We start from the raw sequence: 20,945 nt of genomic DNA, 5'->3' as shown, positions 1-20,945 counted from the left end.
ACCCACCGCTTTCGCGAGCAAGCCCGCTCCCACAGTTGATCTCCAGTGAACCTTAATCCTATGGCCGCCGCAGCCCCCCTGTGGGAGCGGGCTTGCTCGCGAAGAGGCCGGCCCATTCAACATCCCATTGCCTGACCCACCGCTTTCGCGAGCAAGCTCGCTCCCACAGTTGATCTCCAGTGAACCTTAATCCTATGACCGCCACGGCCCCCCCCTGTGGGAGCGGGCTTGCTCGCGAAGGCGGCCTGCCAGCCACCACATCCCTACAACTGATAACTGAAACTCACGCTATAGCGCGGTCGTCGGTTGAACGTATCCAGCGCCTCATCCGACATCGGCTTGGCCGCTTCCAGCGCGATGTTGTAGTACTTCGCATCGCCAAACCGCAGCCCCACTGCCGCTGAAGACAGGTTGTTGCCCTGCACCGCCAACTGGTTGAACCAGGTCTTGGAGCGGTCCAGCACCACATAGGGTTGCAGCACTCGCACCCAGTTGCCGTCACGGTTGAAGCTGTAGTTCACCTCGTACGCCACCCCCCAACCCTTGTCGCCGGACGCTTGGTCGTCCGGGTAGCCACGGCCGAAATTCTGCCCGCCGAACACTGCGCGCTCACTGTCGGGCAGGGTGTCGTCGCTCCAGTACAACGCGCCCGAGAGCACGCCTTGCCAGTTGTCGAAGAACTTGTCGCTCTGCACCCCCGATAACCGCACACGCAGGAAATTCAGGTCCACGTCGGCATTGGTTTTCGCCCCCATGCTGTCGAGGCCTTGATAAACGCCACCACTGAGAATCCGCAGTTGCCGGGCATCGGCCTGGCGCCAGTCGCTCTCGAAGGCGAGGGCGCGGATGTCGGTGCGCACTTCGACGCTGCGCGGATCATCGACCACGTCGTAACGGGTTTTGTCGTTGACCGCATACAGCCGCGCACCGGCGCTCAATTGTTCCGTCGGCGAGGCAATCAACGGGTGACTGAAACCGATGGAGTAGCGATCGTTTTCCCGGTGCGGCTTGAGTTGCAGGCCATTGTCGAGCAGCACATTGGTGCCGGGATCGGCGCGATAACGCGAGGCGGACAGGCTCAGTTGCGTGCCCTCGGCATTGAGGAATTGGGCATAGTCCAGGCGGTAGTAATGTTCATCGTCATGCCCTGGGGGAAACAGGCCGCTGAGGGTCAGTTGTTCGCCCATCGCCGTCTGGGAATTGCTGCTGACCCCAAGCAAGGCCTGGGTGCCGTTGCGGTTGTCTTCGGTGGTGCTCAGGCTGCTGGTGAACGGTTTGCGACTGGCTTGCACCGCCAGGTACGCCGCGCCATCGGTGGTGCCCGGCGGCGGCACTTGCGCTTGCAAGGTGACGCCAGGGATGCGGCTCATCAACGTGGTGTAGCGCTCGAACGTCTTGCGCGTCAGCGGCCGTTCGGCCTGGAGCTTGGCCACCAGTTTGTCCAGCAGGCCTTTTACCCGCCCGACGTCGCCCTGCACCTGGTAATCCTTGATGTAGCCCTCGACCAGCACCACCCGCACCACGCCCTGGCTGAAATCCTGTTGCGGCAGGAAGGCGTAGGACAGCAAGTAACCGTCCTGTTGATAACGACGGGTGATGCCTCGGGTGGCTTCGATCAAATCGGCGAGGCTGGTTTCATGGCCGAGCAACGGTTGATACAGCGTCGCCAGTTCGTTGAGCGGGTAAATCGTTCCGCCTTCGATCTGCACGGTTTTGATGGTGACTTTCGTGTCCATCATCAACGGCTGGGCCGCGGTCGCGCCGGGTTCCGGCACTTGCAAGGGTGCCGCTGTCGGGCGGTAAGCATCGGCGGGCAGGTTCGGCACGGGGAGGTTGCGGATGGTTTCGTTACTGTTGAGAAAGCTCGGAAGGGTATCGGCGAGGGCGAAAGAACTGATGCTCAGGCACAGCAGGGAAGCCATAACGCGCATAGGACACTCCATGGTCATATCGCAACATCCCGTGGGTCGTCAGCTGACTGAACCAGAACCGCGAGGTGTCTTGCTCCAATAGAAAAAGCGGAAGACTCCTTTGAATCTTCCGCTTCCAACCAAGCGTAGGCGTTGCAGGTTAGGCCGTCGAATCGGCCAGGTGCAATTTCAGCGTTTGTTGCCGGTCAGGCCACCCAGCAGGCCGCCAATTCCACCGCTTGTGCCGGTGCCGGTGCCGCCAGTGACCAGCCCGCCAACCGCGCCGACCGTGGCACCAACGGTTGTGACCGTGTTGCCGACAGCGGCCACCACCGGGTTGGGCGCTGCGGCGGCGACGGTACTGCCGACGTTACCGACGGCGCCACCCACCTGGGTGAGCAAGCCGTTGACCGGTGCGCCGAGGCCAGTGGTGGCGCCCACTTGTTGAGTCAGCGTGGTGACGCTGCTGGTGACGGGATTCAGTGCCGTGCCCACCACGGCACCGACGCTGGCGAGCGGCGCGGTGGGGGTGAGATTCGGTGCGCTGGAGCCACCCAATGCGCCGCCAATCGAAGCGACGGTGCCGCCGACTGCGCCGAGGTTGACGCCGCCGGCGCTGACGACCGGGTTGGTATTGCCGGCATTCAAACCAGCCCCCACATTCGCCACGGCACCGCCAACGGTTTGCAGCAGTCCCGAGTTGCCCAGCCCGCCCAAGCCACCGGTGCCGCCTGCTCCGGTGCTGGACGTTGTCACCAGGCCACCGGCAGCGCCCGCCGTGGTGCCAACGTTGGTCAGCGCAGTACCGGCGAGGTTGGTCACCGGGTTGCCATCGCCTGCCGCCGTGACTTTACCGCCCAGCCCACCGACGGCATTGGCGACGTTGTTGACCAAGCCATTGAGTGGTGCGCCCAGGCCGGTTGCACTGCCGACTTTGCCGGTCAAGCCTTCGGCTAATGTCACTACCGGCACCAGGACCTTATTGCCGACGCCGTTGCTGAGGGTGCCCAAAGGTCCGCTGCCGGTGGCGACGTTCAGGGTATCGCCGAGCATGGTGACTTTTTCACCGACACCGCCGAGTACCGGGGTGACCTTGCTGACGATGCCGCCAACCAGTGGCACCGTACTGGTGGCCGTGGCCAGTTTGCCGCTGATATCGGTCACGCCGGTGCCGACATCAGACACGACGTTGCCGACGATAGCGGTGGTTTTGGTCACGGCTTGCGGGTCGCTGCCGAGTTTGCCCAGGCCCGTGTCCAGGCCGCCGCCGATGCTGTCGACGACATTGCCGGTGGTGTTGACGGCGCTTTGCACCACGCCGCCCACGACGGGCACGCTGGAGGCGGCATCGCCGATAGCGCTGACGCCATTGCCCACGCCGCTGACGGTTTTGCCCAGGTCAGACACCACAGTACTGGTGACCAGTGGCGGGACGGTTGTGCCGCCCGTTCCACCTGTGCCGCCAGTGCCTCCGGTTCCACCGCCGGTGCCACCGGTGCCGCCCGTTCCGCCGCCCGTTCCGCCCGTACCACCGGTTCCGGCAGTCCCGCCAGTGCTACCGGTGCCGCCAGTCCCGCCAGTGCTACCGGTCCCGCCAGTCCCACCTGTACCGTCGGTGCCACCCGTCCCGGCAGTTCCGCCACCGGTGCCGTCAGTACCACCGCTGCCGGCGCCGCCGCTACCGGTGCCCGCCGCACCCGCCGCACCGTCGGAGGAACCGCCGGACGTGCTGTGATGACCGCCACCGCCGCTGCTGCAACCGGCCAGGCCGAGGGAGAGGATCAATGCCAATGCTGTTGCCGATTTGCACCACACTTGAGTTTTCATGAGAGTGATTCCTTGCACCTGTTACAACGACCGTTGTCTTCGATGGCTTGCCGATCTGGTGCCGGCAATGCCTTCGTCCGTTGTGCACATCAAAATCCCAGGGGCGGTTTCGGGCCATTCTCAAGTTGGTATTAACGCCTTTATATAGAGGCGCAGAGATGCTGCCTAAGGGCTAATACCTTGGGTGTAGGGCGTGAGGGGAATTCGTTTTAAATCAAGGGGGAGGTTTTTGACGCAGGCGGGCGATGGCGGGGGAGAACACTTAAGTTATATACACAATTAACCATGTCTTTCCGTCACCTGATCGTTCCCACGCTCTGCGTGGGAATGCCGCCAGGGACGCTCCGCGTTCCGCTTCCGGATGTGACGCGGAGCGTCACGGGATGCATTCCCACGCAGAGCGTGGGAACGATCATTAGCTTAAGCCACCGGCCGCCAATGCCCGACCATATGTTCCAAGTCACCGGCACCGAGCAATTGCAGATCCCCGCTGGACGCCGCCGCACTGGCCAGCAATGTCACTTCACTGGGCAGGCGCACCGGTTTGCGAAATTGCACCGCGATCTCGACATTCGCCGTCGGCAGATGATCCGCCAGCGCCGCCAGGGTGCGGGCCTTGTTCCACAGTCCGTGGGCAATCGCCGTAGGAAAACCGAACAACTTGGCGCTGACTGCACTGAGGTGGATCGGGTTGTAATCCCCGGACACTTTGGCGTACTGCCGGCCAATGTCCGCCGGGGCTTTCCAGCGCGCCACTTCGGTCAACGGGAGCGTCAGCGCCAACTCGTCCTCCACCGGCTCGCCGTCGAGTTTGACCCCGCGACACAACATCTGGCTCTCAGCTTCCCAGAGCGTGCCCAACTGATCATCCAGGGTCGTCACCAGATCGAAGGTCGCACCTTTGGCGTGGGGTTGCAGGTTCTGCACCTGCACGCTGACCCGGGCACGATGCACGCCGCCCATGGGGCGCAGCACCCGAATGCGATTGCTCAAATGAATCAGCCCCAGCAACGGGAACGGAAATTCCTTCGAGGTGAGCAATTGCATCTGCAAGGCAAACGCCAGCACATGGGGATAAGTCGGCGGCAGCAAGCCGTTGTCGACGAATCCGCAGACTTGGCGATAGGCCGCCAGGCGCTTGGGGTCGACATCCAGCCAGCAACGCAAACCGGTATCGGGCAGCGCGGTGCCAGTGATTTTTCGCCGCACCGCCGCCCGCACGTACAACTCGGGCAGGCTCGGTTCGCGGTTGAGTGTGTGCCAGTCGGTAATCATCGCTACGCCCCCAAGACACTTTGCCCACAGACCCGCAACGCTTGCCCGGTGAAGGCGCCGGTGCCCGGTTGCGCGAGCCACGCGACGGCTTCGGCGACGTCTTGCGGCAAACCGCCCTGGCCCAAGGAGCTCATGCGCCGCCCCGCTTCACGCAGGCCGAATGGAATGTGCGCGGTCATCTGGGTTTCGATAAACCCCGGTGCCACCGCGTTGATGCTGATGCCGCGCTCAAGCAGCAACGGCGCCCAAGCCTGGGCCAGACCCATCAATCCAGCCTTGCTCGCGGCGTAATTGGTTTGCCCGCGATTGCCGGCGATGCCGCTGATGGAGGCCAGCAGAATCACCCGGCCGTTGTCGCGCAGGGTGCCGGCGTCGAGCAGGGCCTTGGTCAGCACTTGGGGGGCATTGAGGTTGACCGCGAGCACTGCGTCCCAGAATTCCGGGGTCATGTTGGCCAGGGTTTTGTCGCGGGTGATGCCGGCGTTGTGCACCACGATGTCGATGCCATCGGGCAAGTGCTCGATCAACTGCGCGGCGGCGTCCTCGGCGCAAATATCCAGGGTGATGCTTTGCCCGCCGAGGCGTGCGGCGAGGGCTTCGAGGTCAGCCTTGGCCGGTGGCACATCGAGCAGGATCACTTCGGCGCCATCCCGGGCCAGGGTTTCGGCAATTGAAGCGCCGATGCCGCGTGCGGCGCCCGTGACCAGTGCCTTGCGCCCGGACAGAGGCCGGGTCCAGTCCTGCACCGGCGTGTCGCACGCCTGCAAACGAATGACTTGCCCGGACACGAAAGCGCTTTTGGGCGAGAGGAAAAACCGCAGCGGCCCCTCCAGTTGATCCTCGGCGCCTGCACCGACATAGATCAGTTGCAGGGTGCCGCCGCTGCGCAACTCTTTGGCCAGGGAACGGCTGAACCCTTCCAGGGCACGCTGGACGCTGGAAGCGATCGGGTCGCTCAGGCTTTCCGGCGCCCGGCCAAGAATCACTACGTGCGCGCTGTGATCGAGGTTTTTCATCAGTGGCTGAAAGAACTCGCGCAGTTGCTTGAGCTGATCGGTTTGCACCAGGTGACTGGCATCGAACACCACGGCTTTGAGTTTTGGGCCGTGGCCGGGAATCCACGCAGTGGCCAGGGACGGTTCGGTGCCGTAGCTGTAGATCGCGTCGGTCAGGCGATTGGCAAACACGCCGATATTTTCTGCCAATGGGCCGCCGCCAATCAGCAGCGCCCCCTCGACAGGCCGCAGGCGCCCGGCCTGCCAGCGTTCCAGACGCACCGGCGACGGCAGGCCCAAGGCCCCGACCAGACGGTGGCCGATGGACGAATTGGCGAAGTCGATATAACGGTCTGACATGGAACGCTCTCCGGCAGCTGGGGTTCAAAGTGTGGACCACGAATGGCGATCAGTCGTTCGATCCACGAGATAAGGCCTACGCTTGAACACAGCAGAGTAGGACATTAAGGGCAACACATTCCCCTTGTGGGAGCGAGCTCGCTCGCGATAGCGGTCGGTCAGCTGCATTTATGTCGACTGAAACTCCGCTATCGCGAGCAAGCTCGCTCCCACAGGGTTCGGTGGTTCAATCGGATCTTTTCAAGGAGCTTTTCATGACTCAGCTGCGCCGCGTCGCGATCATTGGCGGTAACCGTATTCCTTTCGCCCGTTCCAACGGGCCGTACGCCACCGCCAGTAACCAGGCGATGCTCACCGCAGCGCTCGAAGGCTTGATCGAACGTTTCAACCTGCACGGTTTGCGCATGGGCGAAGTGGCGGCGGGCGCGGTGCTCAAGCATTCCCGGGATTTCAACCTGACCCGCGAATGTGTGCTCGGCTCGCGGCTGTCGCCGACCACCCCCGCCTACGACATCCAGCAAGCCTGCGGCACCGGCCTGGAAGCGGCGCTGCTGGTGGCGAATAAAATCGCGCTGGGCCAGATCGACTGCGGCATTGCGGGCGGCGTCGACACCACGTCCGACGCGCCGATCGGCATCAACGAAGGCCTGCGCAGAATCCTCCTGCAAGCCAACCGCGCCAAGACCACCGGCGACAAACTGAAAACCTTCCTGCAACTGCGTCCCGGTCACTTGATCCCCGAGTTCCCGCGCAACGGCGAACCGCGCACCGGTCTGTCCATGGGTCAACACTGCGAGCTGATGGCCCAGACCTGGAACATCCCCCGGGCCGAGCAGGACCAACTGGCCCTCGAAAGCCACCAGAAACTCGCCGCGTCCTACACCGAAGGCTGGCACAACGACTTGATGACGCCGTTCCTCGGCCTGACCCGGGACAACAACCTGCGCCCGGACCTGACCCTGGAAAAACTCGCCTCGCTCAAACCCGCGTTCGAGAAAAGCGCCAAAGGCACGATGACCGCGGGCAACTCCACGCCGCTTACCGACGGTGCGTCGCTGGTGTTGCTTGGCAGTGAGGAATGGGCGAAAGAACGCGGCTTGCCGATCCTCGCGTATTTGCGCGATGGCGAAGCGGCGGCGGTGGATTTCGTCAACGGTGCCGAAGGCCTGCTGATGGCGCCGGTCTACGCCGTGCCGCGCTTGCTGGCGCGCAATGGCCTGACCTTGCAGGAATTCGACTACTACGAAATCCACGAAGCCTTCGCCGCCCAGGTGTTGTGCACGTTGAAAGCCTGGGAAGACCCCGACTACTGCAAAACCCGCCTCGGCCTCGACGCGCCCCTGGGCTCCATCGACCGCAGTCGGCTCAACGTCAAGGGCAGCTCATTGGCCGCCGGCCACCCGTTTGCCGCCACCGGCGGGCGCATCGTCGCCAACCTGGCGAAGTTGCTGGACGCGGCGGGCAAGGGCCGGGGCTTGATCTCTATCTGCGCGGCGGGCGGCCAGGGCGTCACCGCCATTATCGAACGCTAAGCCTCACCGCAAAGCTGAAAAAATGTGGGAGCGAGCCTGCTCGCGAATAGGGCGTATCAGTCGACCTCTATGTTGAATGACACACGCAAACCTGTGGGAGCGAGCTTGCTCGCGATAGCGGTAGGTCAGTGACATTAATGTTGACTGATTCACCGCTATCGCGAGCAAGCTCGCTCCCACAGTGGATTGTGTTTGTCAGGGCGGGCAAGTTGGCCTAACGTCGCGTTATCTGCCGCCCCGCGACACAAGGCCCCGCAATGACGTCCAACGGACAACTTTCCCTCGAACGCTCAATCCCGGCGCTAACCGCCTTACCGCGCCCATTGTTCGCCCGGGTCGAAAGCCTCAACGCCGGCTCCTGGACACCACCCCACCGTCACGATTGGGTGCAGTTTTCCTACGCCATCAGCGGCGTGCTCGGGGTGCACACTGCCGAGGGCAGTTTCTTTGCGCCGCCGCAGTGGGGCATCTGGATTCCCGCCGATCTTGAACATCAAGTCGTGACCTCAATGCGCGCCGAGATGCGCAGCCTCTATGTGCGCCGCGAGGATTGTGAGTGGGCGGACAGCCGTTGCCGGGTGCTGGAAGTGACGCCCCTGGCCCGGGAACTGATCAAGAGTTTCTGCCTGCTGCCCGTGGAATATCCCCAGGGCGACAGCCCGCAAGCGCGGCTGGTGAATGTGTTGCTGGATCAGTTGGCCGGTTTGCCGGAGGTGGAGTTTTCGCTGCCGTTGCCCCGGCATGAGCGTTTGCTCGGGTTGTGCAATGAGCTGATCGAAAACCCTGAGCAGCACGTGACATTGCAGGAATGGGCGGGACGCTTGGGCACCTCGGAGAAAACCCTGATGCGCCTGTTTCAGCGTGAAACCGGACTGAGCTTTCGCGGCTGGCGTCAGCGCATGCGGCTGCTGTCGTCATTGAGTTTGCTGGAGGAGGGCGACAGCGTGACCAATGCGGCGCTGGGGTGTGGGTATGACTCGACGTCGGCGTTTATTGCGGCGTTCAGGGGGTTGTTCGGGTTTACCCCGGGGGAATTGTTCCGGCAGTAACACCGCAGAACCAATGTGGGAGCGGGCTTGTTCGCGAAAGCGGTCTGTCAGCGCCATTGATGTCGGCTGACACTCCCTCTTCGCGAGCAAGCCCGCTCCCACAGGGGATTTTCGGTGTTGTCGAGATCAGGTTCTAAAGCGCCGAACCAACCCATCCAGTTCATTCGACAACCCGGCCAGGCTCTGGGAATCCAGACGCGCCGAGTTCGCCAGTTCCGCCACCAACTGCGCATCGCCATGAATCTGGCTGATGTGCCGATTGATCTCTTCTGCCACCGAATGCTGTTCTTCCGCCGCCGTCGCGATCTGCGTGTTCATGTCGCGGATCACGTCCACCGATTCGCGGATCTGCCCGAAGCTGTTGCGCGCCTCACCGATGCGACTCACCGACTGCTGCGACACCTCCAGGCTCGCATGCATTTGCTGGGTCACCTGGCTGGTGCGCTTGGCGAGGTTGCCGAGCAAGCCGTCAATCTCCGCCGTGGAGTCGGCCGTGCGTTTGGCCAGGGCGCGAACTTCATCCGCCACCACCGCAAACCCGCGACCTTGCTCACCGGCCCGTGCCGCTTCAATTGCAGCGTTCAGCGCCAGCAGGTTGGTCTGTTCAGCAATCGAGCGAATGGTCCCCAGGATCGACTGAATGTCATTGCTGTCGCGTTCCAGTTGCTGCATCGACTGCGCCGAGGATTCGATTTCCTGGCTCAAGCGATCCACGCTGGATACCGCGGCATCAATTTGCTGCTGACCTTCGCGGGCCTGGCGTTGGCCACTGTCGGCCGATTCGGCGGCCTGGCTGCATGACCGGGCGACTTCGTTGGCAGTGGCGACCATTTCGTGGAACGCCGTGGACACCATGTCCACCGCTTCACGCTGGCGCCCGGCGGCTTCGGCCATGTCACTGGAGACTCGGGTCGAGCTCTGGGAGGTGGCGAGGATTTTATTCGCGGCGCCGCCGATGCTCTGGATCAGGTTGCGAATCGCCGCCAGGAACTGGTTGAACCAACTGGCCAGTTGCGCGGTTTCGTCACTGCCACGGATTTCCAGGTTCTTGGTCAGGTCGCCTTCACCTTGGGCGATGCCTTCCAGACCGCTGGCCACGCTGCTGATCGGGCGCACGATAACGCGGGCGAAACTGGCGCCGACGATGGCGAAGAACACAGCCAACACGGCAGCGATGATCGCGATCAACCAGGTCAACTGGGTGGCCGAGCTCATCACATCGGTTTGCTTGATCAGACCGATAAAGGTCCAGCCCAGTTGCTCCGACGGCCAGACGTTGGCCATGTAGCGTTCGCCGTTGAGCTCCACTTCCACCAGGCCTTTGCCGGCCTTGGCCAATTGTGCGTAGCCTTCGCCGAGGCTGCTCAGGGCCTTGAAGTTGTGTTCGGGTTGTTTCGGATCGACCAGCACGGTGCCGCTGTTTTCCAGCAGCATCAGGTAACCGGTTTCGCCGAGTTTGATCTGTTTGACGATTTCGGTGAGCTGCTTGAGCGTCACGTCGATGCTGACCACGCCGCCGTTGCTGCCCAACTTGTTATCGATGGTGCGCACGGTGCTGACGTAGGACGCGTCGTCCTGGGCCCAGTAATAGGCCTCGGTGCGGAACGGCTTGCCCGGCTTGGCCTGGGCGGCTTTGTACCAGGGACGCTGGCGTGGGTCGTAATTATTGAGCTTTGCATCGTCCGGCCAGGACACATAACCACCCGCCGCGGTGCCTACGATGGCGTAGGCGTAGGACGGGTGACTGTTGCCCAGGTCTTGGAGCAGCGCGAAGACTTTTTTGTCCATCTCGCCTTGGGGAATGCTTTCGGCGTTGGCGGCCATGTAGGTCTTGAGGCTGTCGTCGGTGCCCTTGATCAGCGGCTGGGATGCCAGGTAATCGACGTTCTGGCTGATGCCGTCGAAAAATAGCTGCATGGCATTGCTGACCTGGCGAATTTCGCGGCCGCTGCCGTCGACGAAATCGTCCTTGGCGTCGCTGCGCAAGTTCAGCACGACCAGGGTGGCGACCAACACCACCGGTAAAGAGGCGATGATTGCAAACGCCCAGGTCAACTTCTGTTTGATGTTCATCCGCGCTCCAGATTTTCTTGTTGGCCCACGCAGTGCAGATGACTCGCGGATTATTGGCAGCCGAAAACGTTGTTGATCCACTCGGCTCCTTGAGTGCGACATCGTTGTTTTAGTCGGGGACGATTGTCAGACAAATCCTTTTCTCTATGAGGACTTCGGCTGAAAAAGTGGGAAATTGAGGCTCGTTGAGAAAAATCCGACAAATAGATGGAATCCGGATGTCAGCTTCTGTCGCAAATGCCCGCGCATCCCTTCGCCGACGCGTGTCGGCGGCTCGGCTATGATCTCCAACGGTCATTGATCGGCAGCGGATTTGCCGGGTAAATTCGGCACATTGTGTGCATCTGCAATGTTCATAGGTCGGCAACCCCTCCCCGAGGCGCGAGGATTGCCGTATAACGAATGACTTTCGCGTGTTTGGTAATAAAGGACCCACAATAAAAGCTGATGAAGACTCCAAAACGCATTGAACCCCTGATCGAGGACGGTCTGGTCGACGAGGTGCTGCGCCCACTCATGAGTGGTAAAGAAGCAGCTGTTTATGTGGTGCGCTGCGGTAACGAGCTACGTTGCGCGAAGGTCTACAAGGAGGCGAATAAACGCAGTTTCCGCCAGGCGGCCGAGTATCAGGAAGGCCGCAAGGTACGCAACAGCCGACAGGCCCGGGCAATGGCCAAGGGTTCCAAGTTCGGCAAGAAAGAAACCGAGGACGCCTGGCAGAACGCCGAAGTGGCGGCCCTGTTTCGTCTGGCCGGCGCCGGTGTGCGGGTGCCCAAGCCGTATGACTTCCTTGAAGGCGTACTGCTGATGGAGCTGGTGGCCGACGAATACGGCGATGCCGCGCCGCGTCTGAACGACGTGGTGTTGGAGCCGGACCAGGCCCGCGAGTACCACGCGTTCCTGATTTCCCAGATCGTGCTGATGTTGTGTACCGGTCTGGTGCACGGTGACCTGTCGGAGTTCAACGTGCTGTTGACCCCGACCGGCCCGGTGATCATCGACTTGCCGCAAGCGGTGGATGCGGCGGGCAACAACCACGCGTTCAACATGCTGGAGCGGGACGTGGGCAACATGGCCTCTTACTTCGGGCGGTTTGCGCCGGAGTTGAAAAAGACCAAGTACGCCAAGGAAATGTGGGCCTTGTACGAAGCCGGCACCTTGCACCCGGCCAGCGTATTGACCGGCGAGTTCGACGAGCCGGAAGAGCTGGCGGACGTAGGTGGCGTCATCCGCGAAATCGAAGCGGCACGCCTGGATGAAGAGCGTAAACAAGCGGTGCGCGCAGCCGACGATGCGCCACCGAGCAAAACCGAAGAACCGCCTCCGCCCTGGATGCAGTGATCGGTTAACGAAAAACCCGGCCCAGGCCGGGTTTTTTGTGGCCGCCCAACTCCCATGCACCAAAGATCCAACTGTGGGAGCGGGCTTGCTCGCGAAAGGGCCGGCACATCCAACATCACCGTTGACTGACACACCGCTTTCGCGAGCAAGCCCGCTCCCACAGGGGATCAATGGTGTCCACAATAATTGTGTCCACCGCCAAACCAGTGTGGGAGCGGGCTTGCTCGCGAAGGGGCCGGCACATCCAACATCCCCGTTGCCTGACACAACGCTTTCGCGAGCAAGCCCGCTCCCACAGGGGATCAATGGTGTTCACAGCCATTGTGCCCACCGCCAAACCAGTGTGGGAGCGAGCTTGCTCGCGAAGAGGGCGGCACATCCCACATCACCGTTGCCTGACACACCGCTTTCGCGAGCAAGCCCGCTCCCACAGGGGATCAATGGTGTTCACAATAATTGTGTCCACCGCCAAACCAGTGTGGGAGCGGGCTTGCTCGCGAAGAGGCCGGCACATCCCACATCTCCGCTGACTGACACACCGCTATCGCGAGCAAGCCCGCTCCCACAGTTGATCGATGGTGCTCACGGTAATAGTGTTCGCCACCAACCAGTGTGGGAGCGAGCTTGCTCGCGAAGAGGCCGGCACATCCCACATCACCGTTGCCTGACACACCGCTTTCGCGAGCAAGCCCGCTCCCACAGTTGATCGATGGTGCTCACGGTAATAGTGGTCGCCGCCCATCCAGTGTGGGAGCGGGCTTGCTCGCGAAGGGGCCGGCACATTCAACATCTCTGTTGGCAGACTGAGCGCTTTCGCGAGCAGGCTCGCTCGCACATACTCAGGCCCTTTGTAATGCCCCACACTCAAGGACTGAATGTGAACTCCACCCGCAACGCCCATCTGATCATCACCGCCCGCCTGATCTCCGACTTCGGCGCGTTCCTCAACATGGTCGCCCTGGCCACTTACGTCTATGTGCTGAGCAACAGCGCCATGAGCGTGGCGATTTTCCTTGCCAGTCGCGTCACTGGGGGGATTGTTGCCAGTCTGATCGGCACGCCGTTCTACCGTCGCGTGGCCGGGCGTTTGCCGTTGATTGCCTTTGACCTGCTGCGCGCCGGGGTGCTCGGCTTGTTGCTGATTGTGCCGGTCGCCCAACAAGCGTTGTTGCTGCCGGTGATTGCCTTCGGCCTGGGCTTCGGCAATTCGATGTTTGCCATCGGCCTCAACAGCCAATTACCGAACCTGATCGACCGCGAGCACCTGCTCAAGACCAACGCCTGGATCACCTCGGCGGCGTCCATGGCCATGGTCGGTGGCAGTCTGGTGGCGGGTCTGGTCGTCGCCGCTTTCGGTTTTGAAGTGGTGTTCGCACTGAACGTGGTCACGTACCTGCTGGCTGCGCTGTTGATCGTGCCGTTGCGTTTCCGCGCAGCAGCAACGAACGCTGAAGTAAAAAACGAGCGAGGAGAATGGTCGGCGCTGCTGCAAGGCTTGCGCAGCGCCCCGGTATTGGCGGCGATGCTCGCAGTGGCCATGGCAGACACCTTGGGCAGCGCGGCACACAACGTCGGTTTCCCGATCATCTCGCGACTGCTGACGCCGGAATCGGCCAGCACCACCCTGGGGCTGATGCTGGCGGTCTGGGCCAGCGGCAAACTGATCGGTGCGCGAATCGCCAGTCGCCTCAAGGGCTCGGACAACATCAACCTGGAGCGGCGCTTTTTCTATGGCGTGCTGCTGATGTCCTGCGGCTTCATCCTGATGTTCCAGCAGCAGACCCTCTACGGTTTGCTGCTGTTCTCGTTGCCCGCCGGGTTGGGTGACGGGTTTTCCGAAGTCGGCCTGATGTCGCGCCTGCAACGGGAGCCGGATCACCTGCGCCTGCCGATCTTCAGCTTTCTGACGTTGCTGCAAATGACCGGGTTCGGCATCGGCATGCTGATCGCCGCGCCGTTCTACGCCTGGTGGACCCCCGGCGCGGTGGTGGCGTTGTTCCACGGCATTCCCCTCACCACGTTGTTGGTGGTGAAAGGCTTGTCCCTCAGGCGCGGCCAGGTTCGGCGCAGCAACCCGACGCCAGCTCCTTGAGGATCGGGCAGTCGGGGCGGTGGTCGCCGTGGCAGTGCTCGACCAGATCCTGCAAGGTGTCGCGCAACTGGCCGAGTTCGCGGATCTTCTGGTTCAGCTCGTCGATGTGCTGACGGGCCAAGGCCTTCACATCGGCGCTGGCCCGTTGGCGGTCCTGCCACAGGGTCAGCAACTTGCCGACCTCTTCCAGGGAAAAACCCAAGTCCCGCGAGCGCTTGATAAACGCCAATGTGTGCAGGTCGTCATCGCCATACACCCGGTAGCCGCTGTCGGTGCGATGGGCTGCTTTGAGCAGGCTGATGGACTCGTAATAACGGATCATCTTCGCGCTCAGGCCGCTGTGGCGGGCCGCTTGGCCGATGTTCATCGGTTGTCCTCCAGATCCTTGGGTTTCCAGGTTTTCAACAGTAGCGCATTGCTCACCACGCTGACGCTCGACAGTGCCATCGCCGCGCCGGCCAGCACCGGGTTGAGGAAGCCGAACGCTGCCAGCGGAATGCCGATCAGGTTGTAGACGAAGGCCCAGAACAGGTTCTGGCGGATCTTCGCGTAGGTCTTGCGGCTGATCTCCAGCGCCGCCGGCACCAATCGTGGATCGCCGCGCATCAGGGTGATCCCGGCGGCGTGCATCGCCACATCGGTGCCACCGCCCATGGCGATGCCGATGTCCGCCGCCGCCAGCGCCGGGGCGTCGTTGATGCCGTCGCCGACCATCGCCACCACGCCGGTTTTCTTCAGTTCGGCGACGGTGGCGGCTTTGTCCGCCGGGAGGACTTCGGCGTGAACGTCGGTGATGCCCAGTGCCTCGGCGACGACTTTGGCGCTGCCCCGGTTGTCGCCGGTCAGCAAATGGCTGCTGATGTTGCGGGCGTTGAGTTGCTGCACCGCTTGCAGGGCGCCGGGTTTGAGGGTGTCGCCGAAAGCGAAGAGGCCGAGGACGCGGGGTTCGGGGCTTTGCTCGATCAGCCAGGACAGGGTCCGGCCTTCGGTTTCCCAGGCTTTTGCGGAGTCGGCCAAGGAACCGGCGCTCAAAGCGCTTTCTTCCAATAGACGTCGATTGCCCAGCGCCAACCGACGACCGTCGAGCGTACCGGCGATGCCGCGTCCAGTCAGCGATTGGCTGTCAGTGACATCCGCCACGTCCAATCCGCGTTCGGCGCAGGCATCCAGTACTGCCTTGGCCAACGGGTGTTCGCTGCCCCGTTGCAGCGCGCCGGCCCTTTGCAGCAGGGTGGCTTCGTCGCCATCAAGTGCACTCAAATGGGCGATACGCGGCGCACCGGAGGTCAGCGTGCCGGTCTTGTCGAACACCACCGCGCTGACTTCATGGGCGCGTTCCAGCGCTTCGGCGTCCTTGATCAGAATCCCGTAGCGCGCCGCCACGCCGGTGCCGGCCATGATGGCCGTCGGGGTGGCCAGGCCAAGGGCGCAAGGGCAGGCAATCACCAGCACCGCGACGGCGTTGATCAGCGCCGTTTCAATCGGCGCGCCGTACAACCACCAACCAATTAACGTCGCCAGGGCCAAGACCAACACCGTCGGCACAAACACCTGGCTGACTTTATCCACCAGTTTCTGGATGGGCGCCTTCGCGGCCTGAGCGTCTTCCACCAGACGAATGATGCGCGCCAAAACGGTTTCCGCGCCGAGGGCCAAGGTGCGCACCAGCAACCGGCCTTCGCCATTGATTGCGCCGCCAGTCACTTTGTCGCCGGGTTGTTTCGGCACCGGCAGGCTTTCGCCGCTGATCAGCGCTTCGTCGGCGTGGCTCTGGCCTTCCACCACTTCGCCGTCCACCGGGAAACGTTCGCCGGGTTTGACCATGACCAGATCATTCAGGCGCAGGGCGCTGATGGCGACGTCTTGTTCGCGGCCATCGATCACTTGAATCGCCCGCTCTGGACGCAACGCTTCCAGTGCGCGGATGGCGCTGGCGGTCTGGCGTTTGGCGCGGCTTTCCAGGTATTTGCCCAGCAGCACCAGCGCAATCACCACTGCCGACGCTTCGAAATACAGATGCGGCATGGGACCGGCGGCGGTGGCCCATTCATAAAGACTCAAGCCATAACCGGCGCTGGTGCCCAGAGCGACGAGCAAATCCATATTGCCAGCCCCGACGCGCACGGCTTTCCACGCCGCGACGTAGAAGCGTGCGCCGAAGATGAATTGCACCGGCGTGGCCAACGCGAATTGCACCCAGGCCGGGAGCATCCAGTGCACGCCGAAGGGTTGCAGCAGCATCGGCAACACCAGCGGCAAGGCCAGGGCGATGGCCGCGAGCAGAATCCAGCGCTCGCGTTTGAGCCGGATTTGTTGGTTGTCGGTGGGGTGTTCGATTTCAAAGACGCTGGCGCTGTAGCCAGCCTTGGTCACGGCGGCGATCAGGGTCTGCGGATCGATGTGGCCGAGCAATTCGAGGTGGGCGCGTTCGTTGGCCAGATTGACGCTGACGCTTTTCACCCCCGGCACCTTGTTCAGCGCCCGTTCGACCCGACCGACGCAGGAGGCGCAGGTCATGCCGTCGATGCTCAATTCCAGGCTTTGCTGCGGCACGCTGTAACCGGCCTGCTGCACCGCGTCCATCAACGCCGGCAAGCTGTCACTGGGGGCCTGGATGCGTGCCTGCTCGGTGGCGAGGTTGACGCTGACGGCGGTGGCGCCGATGACTTTGCTCAAGGCACGCTCGACACGCCCGGCGCAACTGGCGCAGGTCATGCCGGCAATCGGCAGATCGAAAGTGGTGGATTCGGACATCGGTCAGGCTCCCTGTAGAAAGTGCCTACAGGATCAACCTTGCCATGCGGGCAAGGTCAAGCGCCAATCTACAATCGCTGCATGCCAAATGTGGGAGCGGGCTTGCTCGCGAAAAGTGGTGTGATAGTCGACATCAACGTTGACTGACACACCGCTTTCGCGAGCAAGCCCGCTCCCACATGGGGGTGGAGGTCAATATTCGAGAGCGGCGGGTTTTAGGTACATCCCTTCCTGCGTCATCGCAATCCGGAACTTCAACACATCCCCGGCCTTGAGGGTGATGTTCTGCGAGCCCGGCGCGAGTATGCCGGCATTGCAGCCCGGCGCCTGGCCCGGCAGCAGTTTAAGGCGCAGGGACACATTGCCCGGCGGCAGGTTGAACGAAGTGCTTTGCTCCTGGAACAGCCGCGCCGACAGTTGATCCTGGATGTACACGCCGATCTCGCAGGAGGTCGCGACTTCCAGGCGCTCGCGGGAAATGATCAGGACGCCGTAGTCTTCCCCGGCGGCATTGGCCGAAGGCAGGGTGGCGAAAAGGCTGAGGAAGCCGAACAGGCTGAGAGCTGACCAGCGCATGGCTGAATCTCCTGAGGTCGAGTCATTGATGCCGCAGCTTGGCCGAGCGCGACGCCGAATGCCAGCCCGGCAGTTTATTCCAGAACTTGACCTTGCCATGGTGGCAAGCTCGAGACTGCCGGCCGTGTCATTAAAAAGCCTCACTCAAGGAGTCATCCCATGCAAGTGTTCAACGTTCAAGGCATGTCCTGTGGTCACTGCGTTAAGGCCATCACCCAAGCCGTCCAGGCAAAAGACCCGGCCGCCAGTGTGCGGGTGGATCTGGCGGCGAAAGAAGTCGGCGTCGATAGCGCGTTGACGGCCGAGCAGGTGATCGCCGCCATCACCGAAGAAGGCTACGACGCCAAAGTCGCCTGAAGCCGATCACAAATCCCCCTGTGGGAGCGGGCTTGCTCGCGAAAGCGGCGTATCAATCGCCATCATCATTGACTGATCCACCGCATTCGCGAGCAAGCCCGCTCCCACTTTGGTTTTGCATTCATCTTGAGGGTTTTTAATAGTTAGCGACCTATCGGATTGTCCAAGGCGTCCCCGCGCAGCTAGACTGTCGAGCCTGCCGACCCACGCCCCAATGGATGCCTGATGAACTTCCGTACCATTCTGATTCTTGGCGCCCTGACCGCTTTCGGTCCGCTGGCGATCGATTTCTACTTGCCGGCGTTCCCGGCCATCGCACAGTCATTCGGCACAGACGAAAAACACGTGCAAATGACCCTCGCCGCGTATTTCCTCGGCCTGTCCATTGGTCAGTTGCTGTACGGCCCTGTGGCGGATCGGTTCGGGCGGCGGATTCCGTTGTTGACCGGCGTTGGTCTGTTCACCGCCGCTTCACTGGCCTGTGCGTTTGCGCCGAACCTGGAATGGTTGATGGGTGCGCGCTTCATCCAGGCGCTGGGTGGTTGCGCGGGGATGGTGATCTCACGGGCGGTGGTCAGTGATAAATGCGACGCGGTGGGCTCGGCGAAGGTCTTTTCGCAACTGATGCTGGTGATGGGCCTGGCGCCGATCCTGGCACCGATGCTCGGCGGGCTGTTGGTCAACACCACCGGTTGGCAGTCGATCTTCTTGGTGCTGACCGGGTTCAGCGCCCTGGCCGCACTGGCCGTGGCCCTCGGTCTGCCGGAAAGCCTGCCGGACTACGTGCCGCGCCAACCATTGAAAGGCGCATTGCGTCAGTACGGCCGGTTGCTGGCCGATCCGGTCTACCTCGGCCATGCCCTGACTGGCGGTCTGGCCGTCGCTGGCATGTTCGCCTACATCTCCGGCTCGCCGTTTGTCTTCATCAAACTGTATGGCGTGCCGGCCGAGCACTTCGGCTGGCTGTTCGGCACCAACGCAGCGGGCTTCATTCTAGTGGCGCAGGTCAACGCGCGACTGCTGGCCAAGCGTGGCCCGGCGTTCCTGCTGGCACGTACGGTGTGGATTTACCTGGGCGCAGGCCTGACGTTGCTCGCGGTCAGCTCGCTGCACACCGAACAACTATGGCCGCTGCTAATTCCATTGTTTGTCTGCATCGCCAGCCTCGGTTGCATCCTGCCCAACGCCTCGGCCTGCGCCATGAACGGGCAGGGCGCACGCGCCGGCAGTGCGTCGGCACTGCTCGGCTGCCTGCAATTCAGCATCGCCGCCGGGGCGGCATCGCTGGTGGGTTTGTTGCACGATGGCAGCGCCATGCCGATGGCCATGGTCATCAGCCTGTGTGGAGTTCTGGTGGTGAGCGTGGCGATGCTCACCCGGCGTTTGCAAAATGCCCGGGCGTTGGCCCAAGCCGAAGTTTGAAGGCGGGATTAGCCAGCGGCACGCTGCTGGCGGTCGGGAATCTGATGGGGGGCGAGAAGTCGCGCTTCCAGGGTACGGGTGAAGGCGCGCGCTTCAGCTTCGCTGCGGAACGTGACAGCGTGTTGGTCGAGACGAACTTGCCACTGGGATGTTGCCACTTCTTTTATCAGGATCTTCATTGCTGACCTCCTTAAGTAAAAGATTGTGTCGCAGAGGTTTCGATTGTAGACCCGAATACGATCGCATTTGTGACAACGGTCAACCTTCAGACTGACGGTGCAAAATTGCTTTTGTAGGAGCGAGGCTTGCCCGCGATGGCGATCTTGAGGGCTCCATCGCGGGCAAGCCATGCTCCTACGGAAACGTTTAGAAACCTTCTAATACAATTTTGCCCTTGGCCTTGCCACTCTCCAGCAGTTCATGAGCACGACGCAGGTTGGCCGCGTTGATGGTGCCGAAGTGTTCGCCCACCGTGGTTTTCAATGTCCCGGCGTCGATCAGCTCGGCGATACGGTTGAGCAAGTTGTGCTGCTCGATCATGTCGGCCGTCTCGAACAGCGAGCGGGTGTACATGAATTCCCAGTGCAGCGACAGGCTCTTGCGCTTGAGCTTGGTAATGTCCAGCGCCTTCGGATCATCGATCAACGCCAGTTTGCCCTGGGGTGCCAAAGCCTCGACCAGTTGATCCAGATGCTCATCGGTCTGGGTCAGGCTGGCGACGTGGGTCACGTGCTCGACGCCGGCACGTTTGAGTTCTTCGCTCAGCGGCTGGCTGTGATCGATCACCAGGTCGGCGCCCAACTCGCGCACCCAGCTCTGGGTTTGTGGACGAGACGCGGTGCCGATCACCTTGAGCCCGGTGAGCTGGTTGGCCAGTTGGGTCAGGATCGAGCCGACGCCACCGGCCGCACCGACGATCAGCAAACTCTGGTCTTCATCGGTTTTGCCTTCGCGCACTTGCAGGCGCTCGAACAACAATTCCCACGCGGTGATCGCGGTCAGCGGCAGCGCGGCGGCTTCGGCGAAACCGAGGGATTTGGGCATATGGCCGACGATGCGTTCATCCACCACATGCAACTCGCTGTTGCCACCGGCGCGGGCGATGGAGCCGGCGTAAAACACGTTGTCGCCAGCCTTGAACAGGGTCACCTCGCTGCCCACTGCCTTGACCACACCGGCCACGTCCCAGCCCAGCACTTTGGCGGCGCCTTCTTCCGGCTGGACGTTCTGCCGGACCTTGGTGTCCACCGGGTTGACCGAGATGGCTTTGACTTCCACCAGCAGGTCGCGAGGACCGGCGACCGGTTCTGGCAGTTCGATGTCTTGCAGGGAGTTGGCGTCGCTGATCGGCAGGGAGGCGTAGTAGGCAATGGCTTTCATAA

General features: G+C 62.2%; 16 protein-coding genes and 1 pseudogene. 6 read left to right on the top strand and 11 right to left on the bottom strand.

Annotated features, from left to right (window positions below; translation table 11 throughout):
* Positions 1 to 263 precede the first annotated feature (263 nt).
* The 4 genes from BK665_RS00195 to BK665_RS00180 form a co-directional block, all read right to left on the bottom strand.
* Entirely contained in the window at positions 264 to 1,931 is a 1,668-nt protein-coding gene (locus tag BK665_RS00195) for a ShlB/FhaC/HecB family hemolysin secretion/activation protein (RefSeq protein ID WP_123402314.1), read from the bottom strand.
* A gap of 168 nt (positions 1,932 to 2,099) precedes the next feature.
* Complete coding sequence (locus BK665_RS00190) at positions 2,100 to 3,737, bottom strand: collagen-like triple helix repeat-containing protein (RefSeq protein ID WP_123402313.1); 1,638 nt, start codon at positions 3,735 to 3,737, stop codon at positions 2,100 to 2,102.
* Between the two features lie 420 nt (positions 3,738 to 4,157).
* Entirely contained in the window at positions 4,158 to 5,012 is an 855-nt protein-coding gene (locus BK665_RS00185) for a MaoC family dehydratase (RefSeq protein ID WP_123402312.1), read from the bottom strand.
* A gap of 2 nt (positions 5,013 to 5,014) precedes the next feature.
* Positions 5,015 to 6,367 carry a 3-oxoacyl-ACP reductase gene (locus BK665_RS00180; RefSeq protein WP_123402311.1) on the bottom strand — a complete coding sequence of 451 codons (1,353 nt, stop codon included), beginning with the start codon at positions 6,365 to 6,367 and terminating at the stop codon, positions 5,015 to 5,017.
* Positions 6,368 to 6,621: 254 nt separating this feature from the next.
* Between BK665_RS00180 and BK665_RS00175 the strand changes: the two genes are divergently transcribed.
* Complete coding sequence (locus tag BK665_RS00175; RefSeq protein WP_123402310.1) at positions 6,622 to 7,899, top strand: acetyl-CoA C-acetyltransferase; 1,278 nt, start codon at positions 6,622 to 6,624, stop codon at positions 7,897 to 7,899.
* Positions 7,900 to 8,156: 257 nt separating this feature from the next.
* Positions 8,157 to 8,948: an AraC family transcriptional regulator gene (locus tag BK665_RS00170; RefSeq protein WP_123402309.1), complete on the top strand. Its 792-nt coding sequence runs from the start codon at positions 8,157 to 8,159 to the stop codon at positions 8,946 to 8,948.
* Between the two features lie 126 nt (positions 8,949 to 9,074).
* Here BK665_RS00170 and BK665_RS35265 read toward each other — a convergent pair whose 3' ends face one another.
* On the bottom strand, positions 9,075 to 9,803 hold the full coding sequence (locus BK665_RS35265; protein ID WP_375538918.1) for a methyl-accepting chemotaxis protein: 729 nt from the start codon (positions 9,801 to 9,803) through the stop codon (positions 9,075 to 9,077).
* A gap of 129 nt (positions 9,804 to 9,932) precedes the next feature.
* A pseudogene (locus BK665_RS35260) lies at positions 9,933 to 10,865 on the bottom strand (cache domain-containing protein); the annotation flags it as partial.
* A 603-nt stretch (positions 10,866 to 11,468) separates the two neighbouring features.
* Between BK665_RS35260 and BK665_RS00160 the strand changes: the two are divergent.
* Both BK665_RS00160 and BK665_RS00145 read left to right on the top strand, forming a co-directional pair.
* Positions 11,469 to 12,362 carry a PA4780 family RIO1-like protein kinase gene (locus BK665_RS00160; protein ID WP_123402307.1) on the top strand — a complete coding sequence of 298 codons (894 nt, stop codon included), beginning with the start codon at positions 11,469 to 11,471 and terminating at the stop codon, positions 12,360 to 12,362.
* An 877-nt stretch (positions 12,363 to 13,239) separates the two neighbouring features.
* The gene (locus tag BK665_RS00145; RefSeq protein WP_123402306.1) at positions 13,240 to 14,454 is read left to right on the top strand and encodes an MFS transporter; all 1,215 of its coding nucleotides are present in this window, start codon (positions 13,240 to 13,242) and stop codon (positions 14,452 to 14,454) included.
* Here BK665_RS00145 and cueR read toward each other — a convergent pair.
* The 3 genes from cueR to BK665_RS00130 form a co-directional block, all read right to left on the bottom strand.
* Positions 14,408 to 14,821, bottom strand: a complete 414-nt coding sequence (gene cueR / locus BK665_RS00140; protein WP_123402305.1) for a Cu(I)-responsive transcriptional regulator — start codon at positions 14,819 to 14,821, stop codon at positions 14,408 to 14,410. The genes BK665_RS00145 and cueR overlap by 47 nt on opposite strands.
* Entirely contained in the window at positions 14,818 to 17,208 is a 2,391-nt protein-coding gene (locus tag BK665_RS00135) for a heavy metal translocating P-type ATPase (protein ID WP_123402304.1), read from the bottom strand. Before BK665_RS00135 ends, cueR begins: the two co-directional genes overlap by 4 nt.
* Before the next feature lie 192 nt (positions 17,209 to 17,400).
* The gene (locus BK665_RS00130; protein WP_123402303.1) at positions 17,401 to 17,784 is read right to left on the bottom strand and encodes a hypothetical protein; all 384 of its coding nucleotides are present in this window, start codon (positions 17,782 to 17,784) and stop codon (positions 17,401 to 17,403) included.
* A gap of 159 nt (positions 17,785 to 17,943) precedes the next feature.
* Between BK665_RS00130 and BK665_RS00125 the strand changes: the two genes are divergently transcribed.
* Complete coding sequence (locus tag BK665_RS00125) at positions 17,944 to 18,141, top strand: cation transporter (protein ID WP_123402302.1); 198 nt, start codon at positions 17,944 to 17,946, stop codon at positions 18,139 to 18,141.
* A 225-nt stretch (positions 18,142 to 18,366) separates the two neighbouring features.
* Complete coding sequence (locus tag BK665_RS00120) at positions 18,367 to 19,563, top strand: multidrug effflux MFS transporter (RefSeq protein ID WP_123402301.1); 1,197 nt, start codon at positions 18,367 to 18,369, stop codon at positions 19,561 to 19,563.
* Between the two features lie 8 nt (positions 19,564 to 19,571).
* Here the strand turns inward: BK665_RS00120 and BK665_RS34400 are convergent, their stop codons facing one another.
* Together BK665_RS34400 and BK665_RS00115 are read right to left on the bottom strand one after the other, a co-directional pair.
* Positions 19,572 to 19,742 (bottom strand): hypothetical protein, encoded by a 171-nt coding sequence (locus BK665_RS34400; RefSeq protein ID WP_177332684.1) that lies wholly within the window; start codon positions 19,740 to 19,742, stop codon positions 19,572 to 19,574.
* 187 nt (positions 19,743 to 19,929) lie between these two features.
* The gene (locus BK665_RS00115) at positions 19,930 to 20,943 is read right to left on the bottom strand and encodes a zinc-binding alcohol dehydrogenase family protein (RefSeq protein WP_123402300.1); all 1,014 of its coding nucleotides are present in this window, start codon (positions 20,941 to 20,943) and stop codon (positions 19,930 to 19,932) included.
* Between the last annotated feature and the right edge of the window lie 2 nt (positions 20,944 to 20,945).

Source organism: Pseudomonas frederiksbergensis (assembly GCF_003732665.1).
Lineage (GTDB): Bacteria > Pseudomonadota > Gammaproteobacteria > Pseudomonadales > Pseudomonadaceae > Aquipseudomonas > Aquipseudomonas frederiksbergensis_G.
Note: the sequence above shows the minus strand (reverse complement) of the source record. Positions and strands in the feature narration are given on the sequence as shown.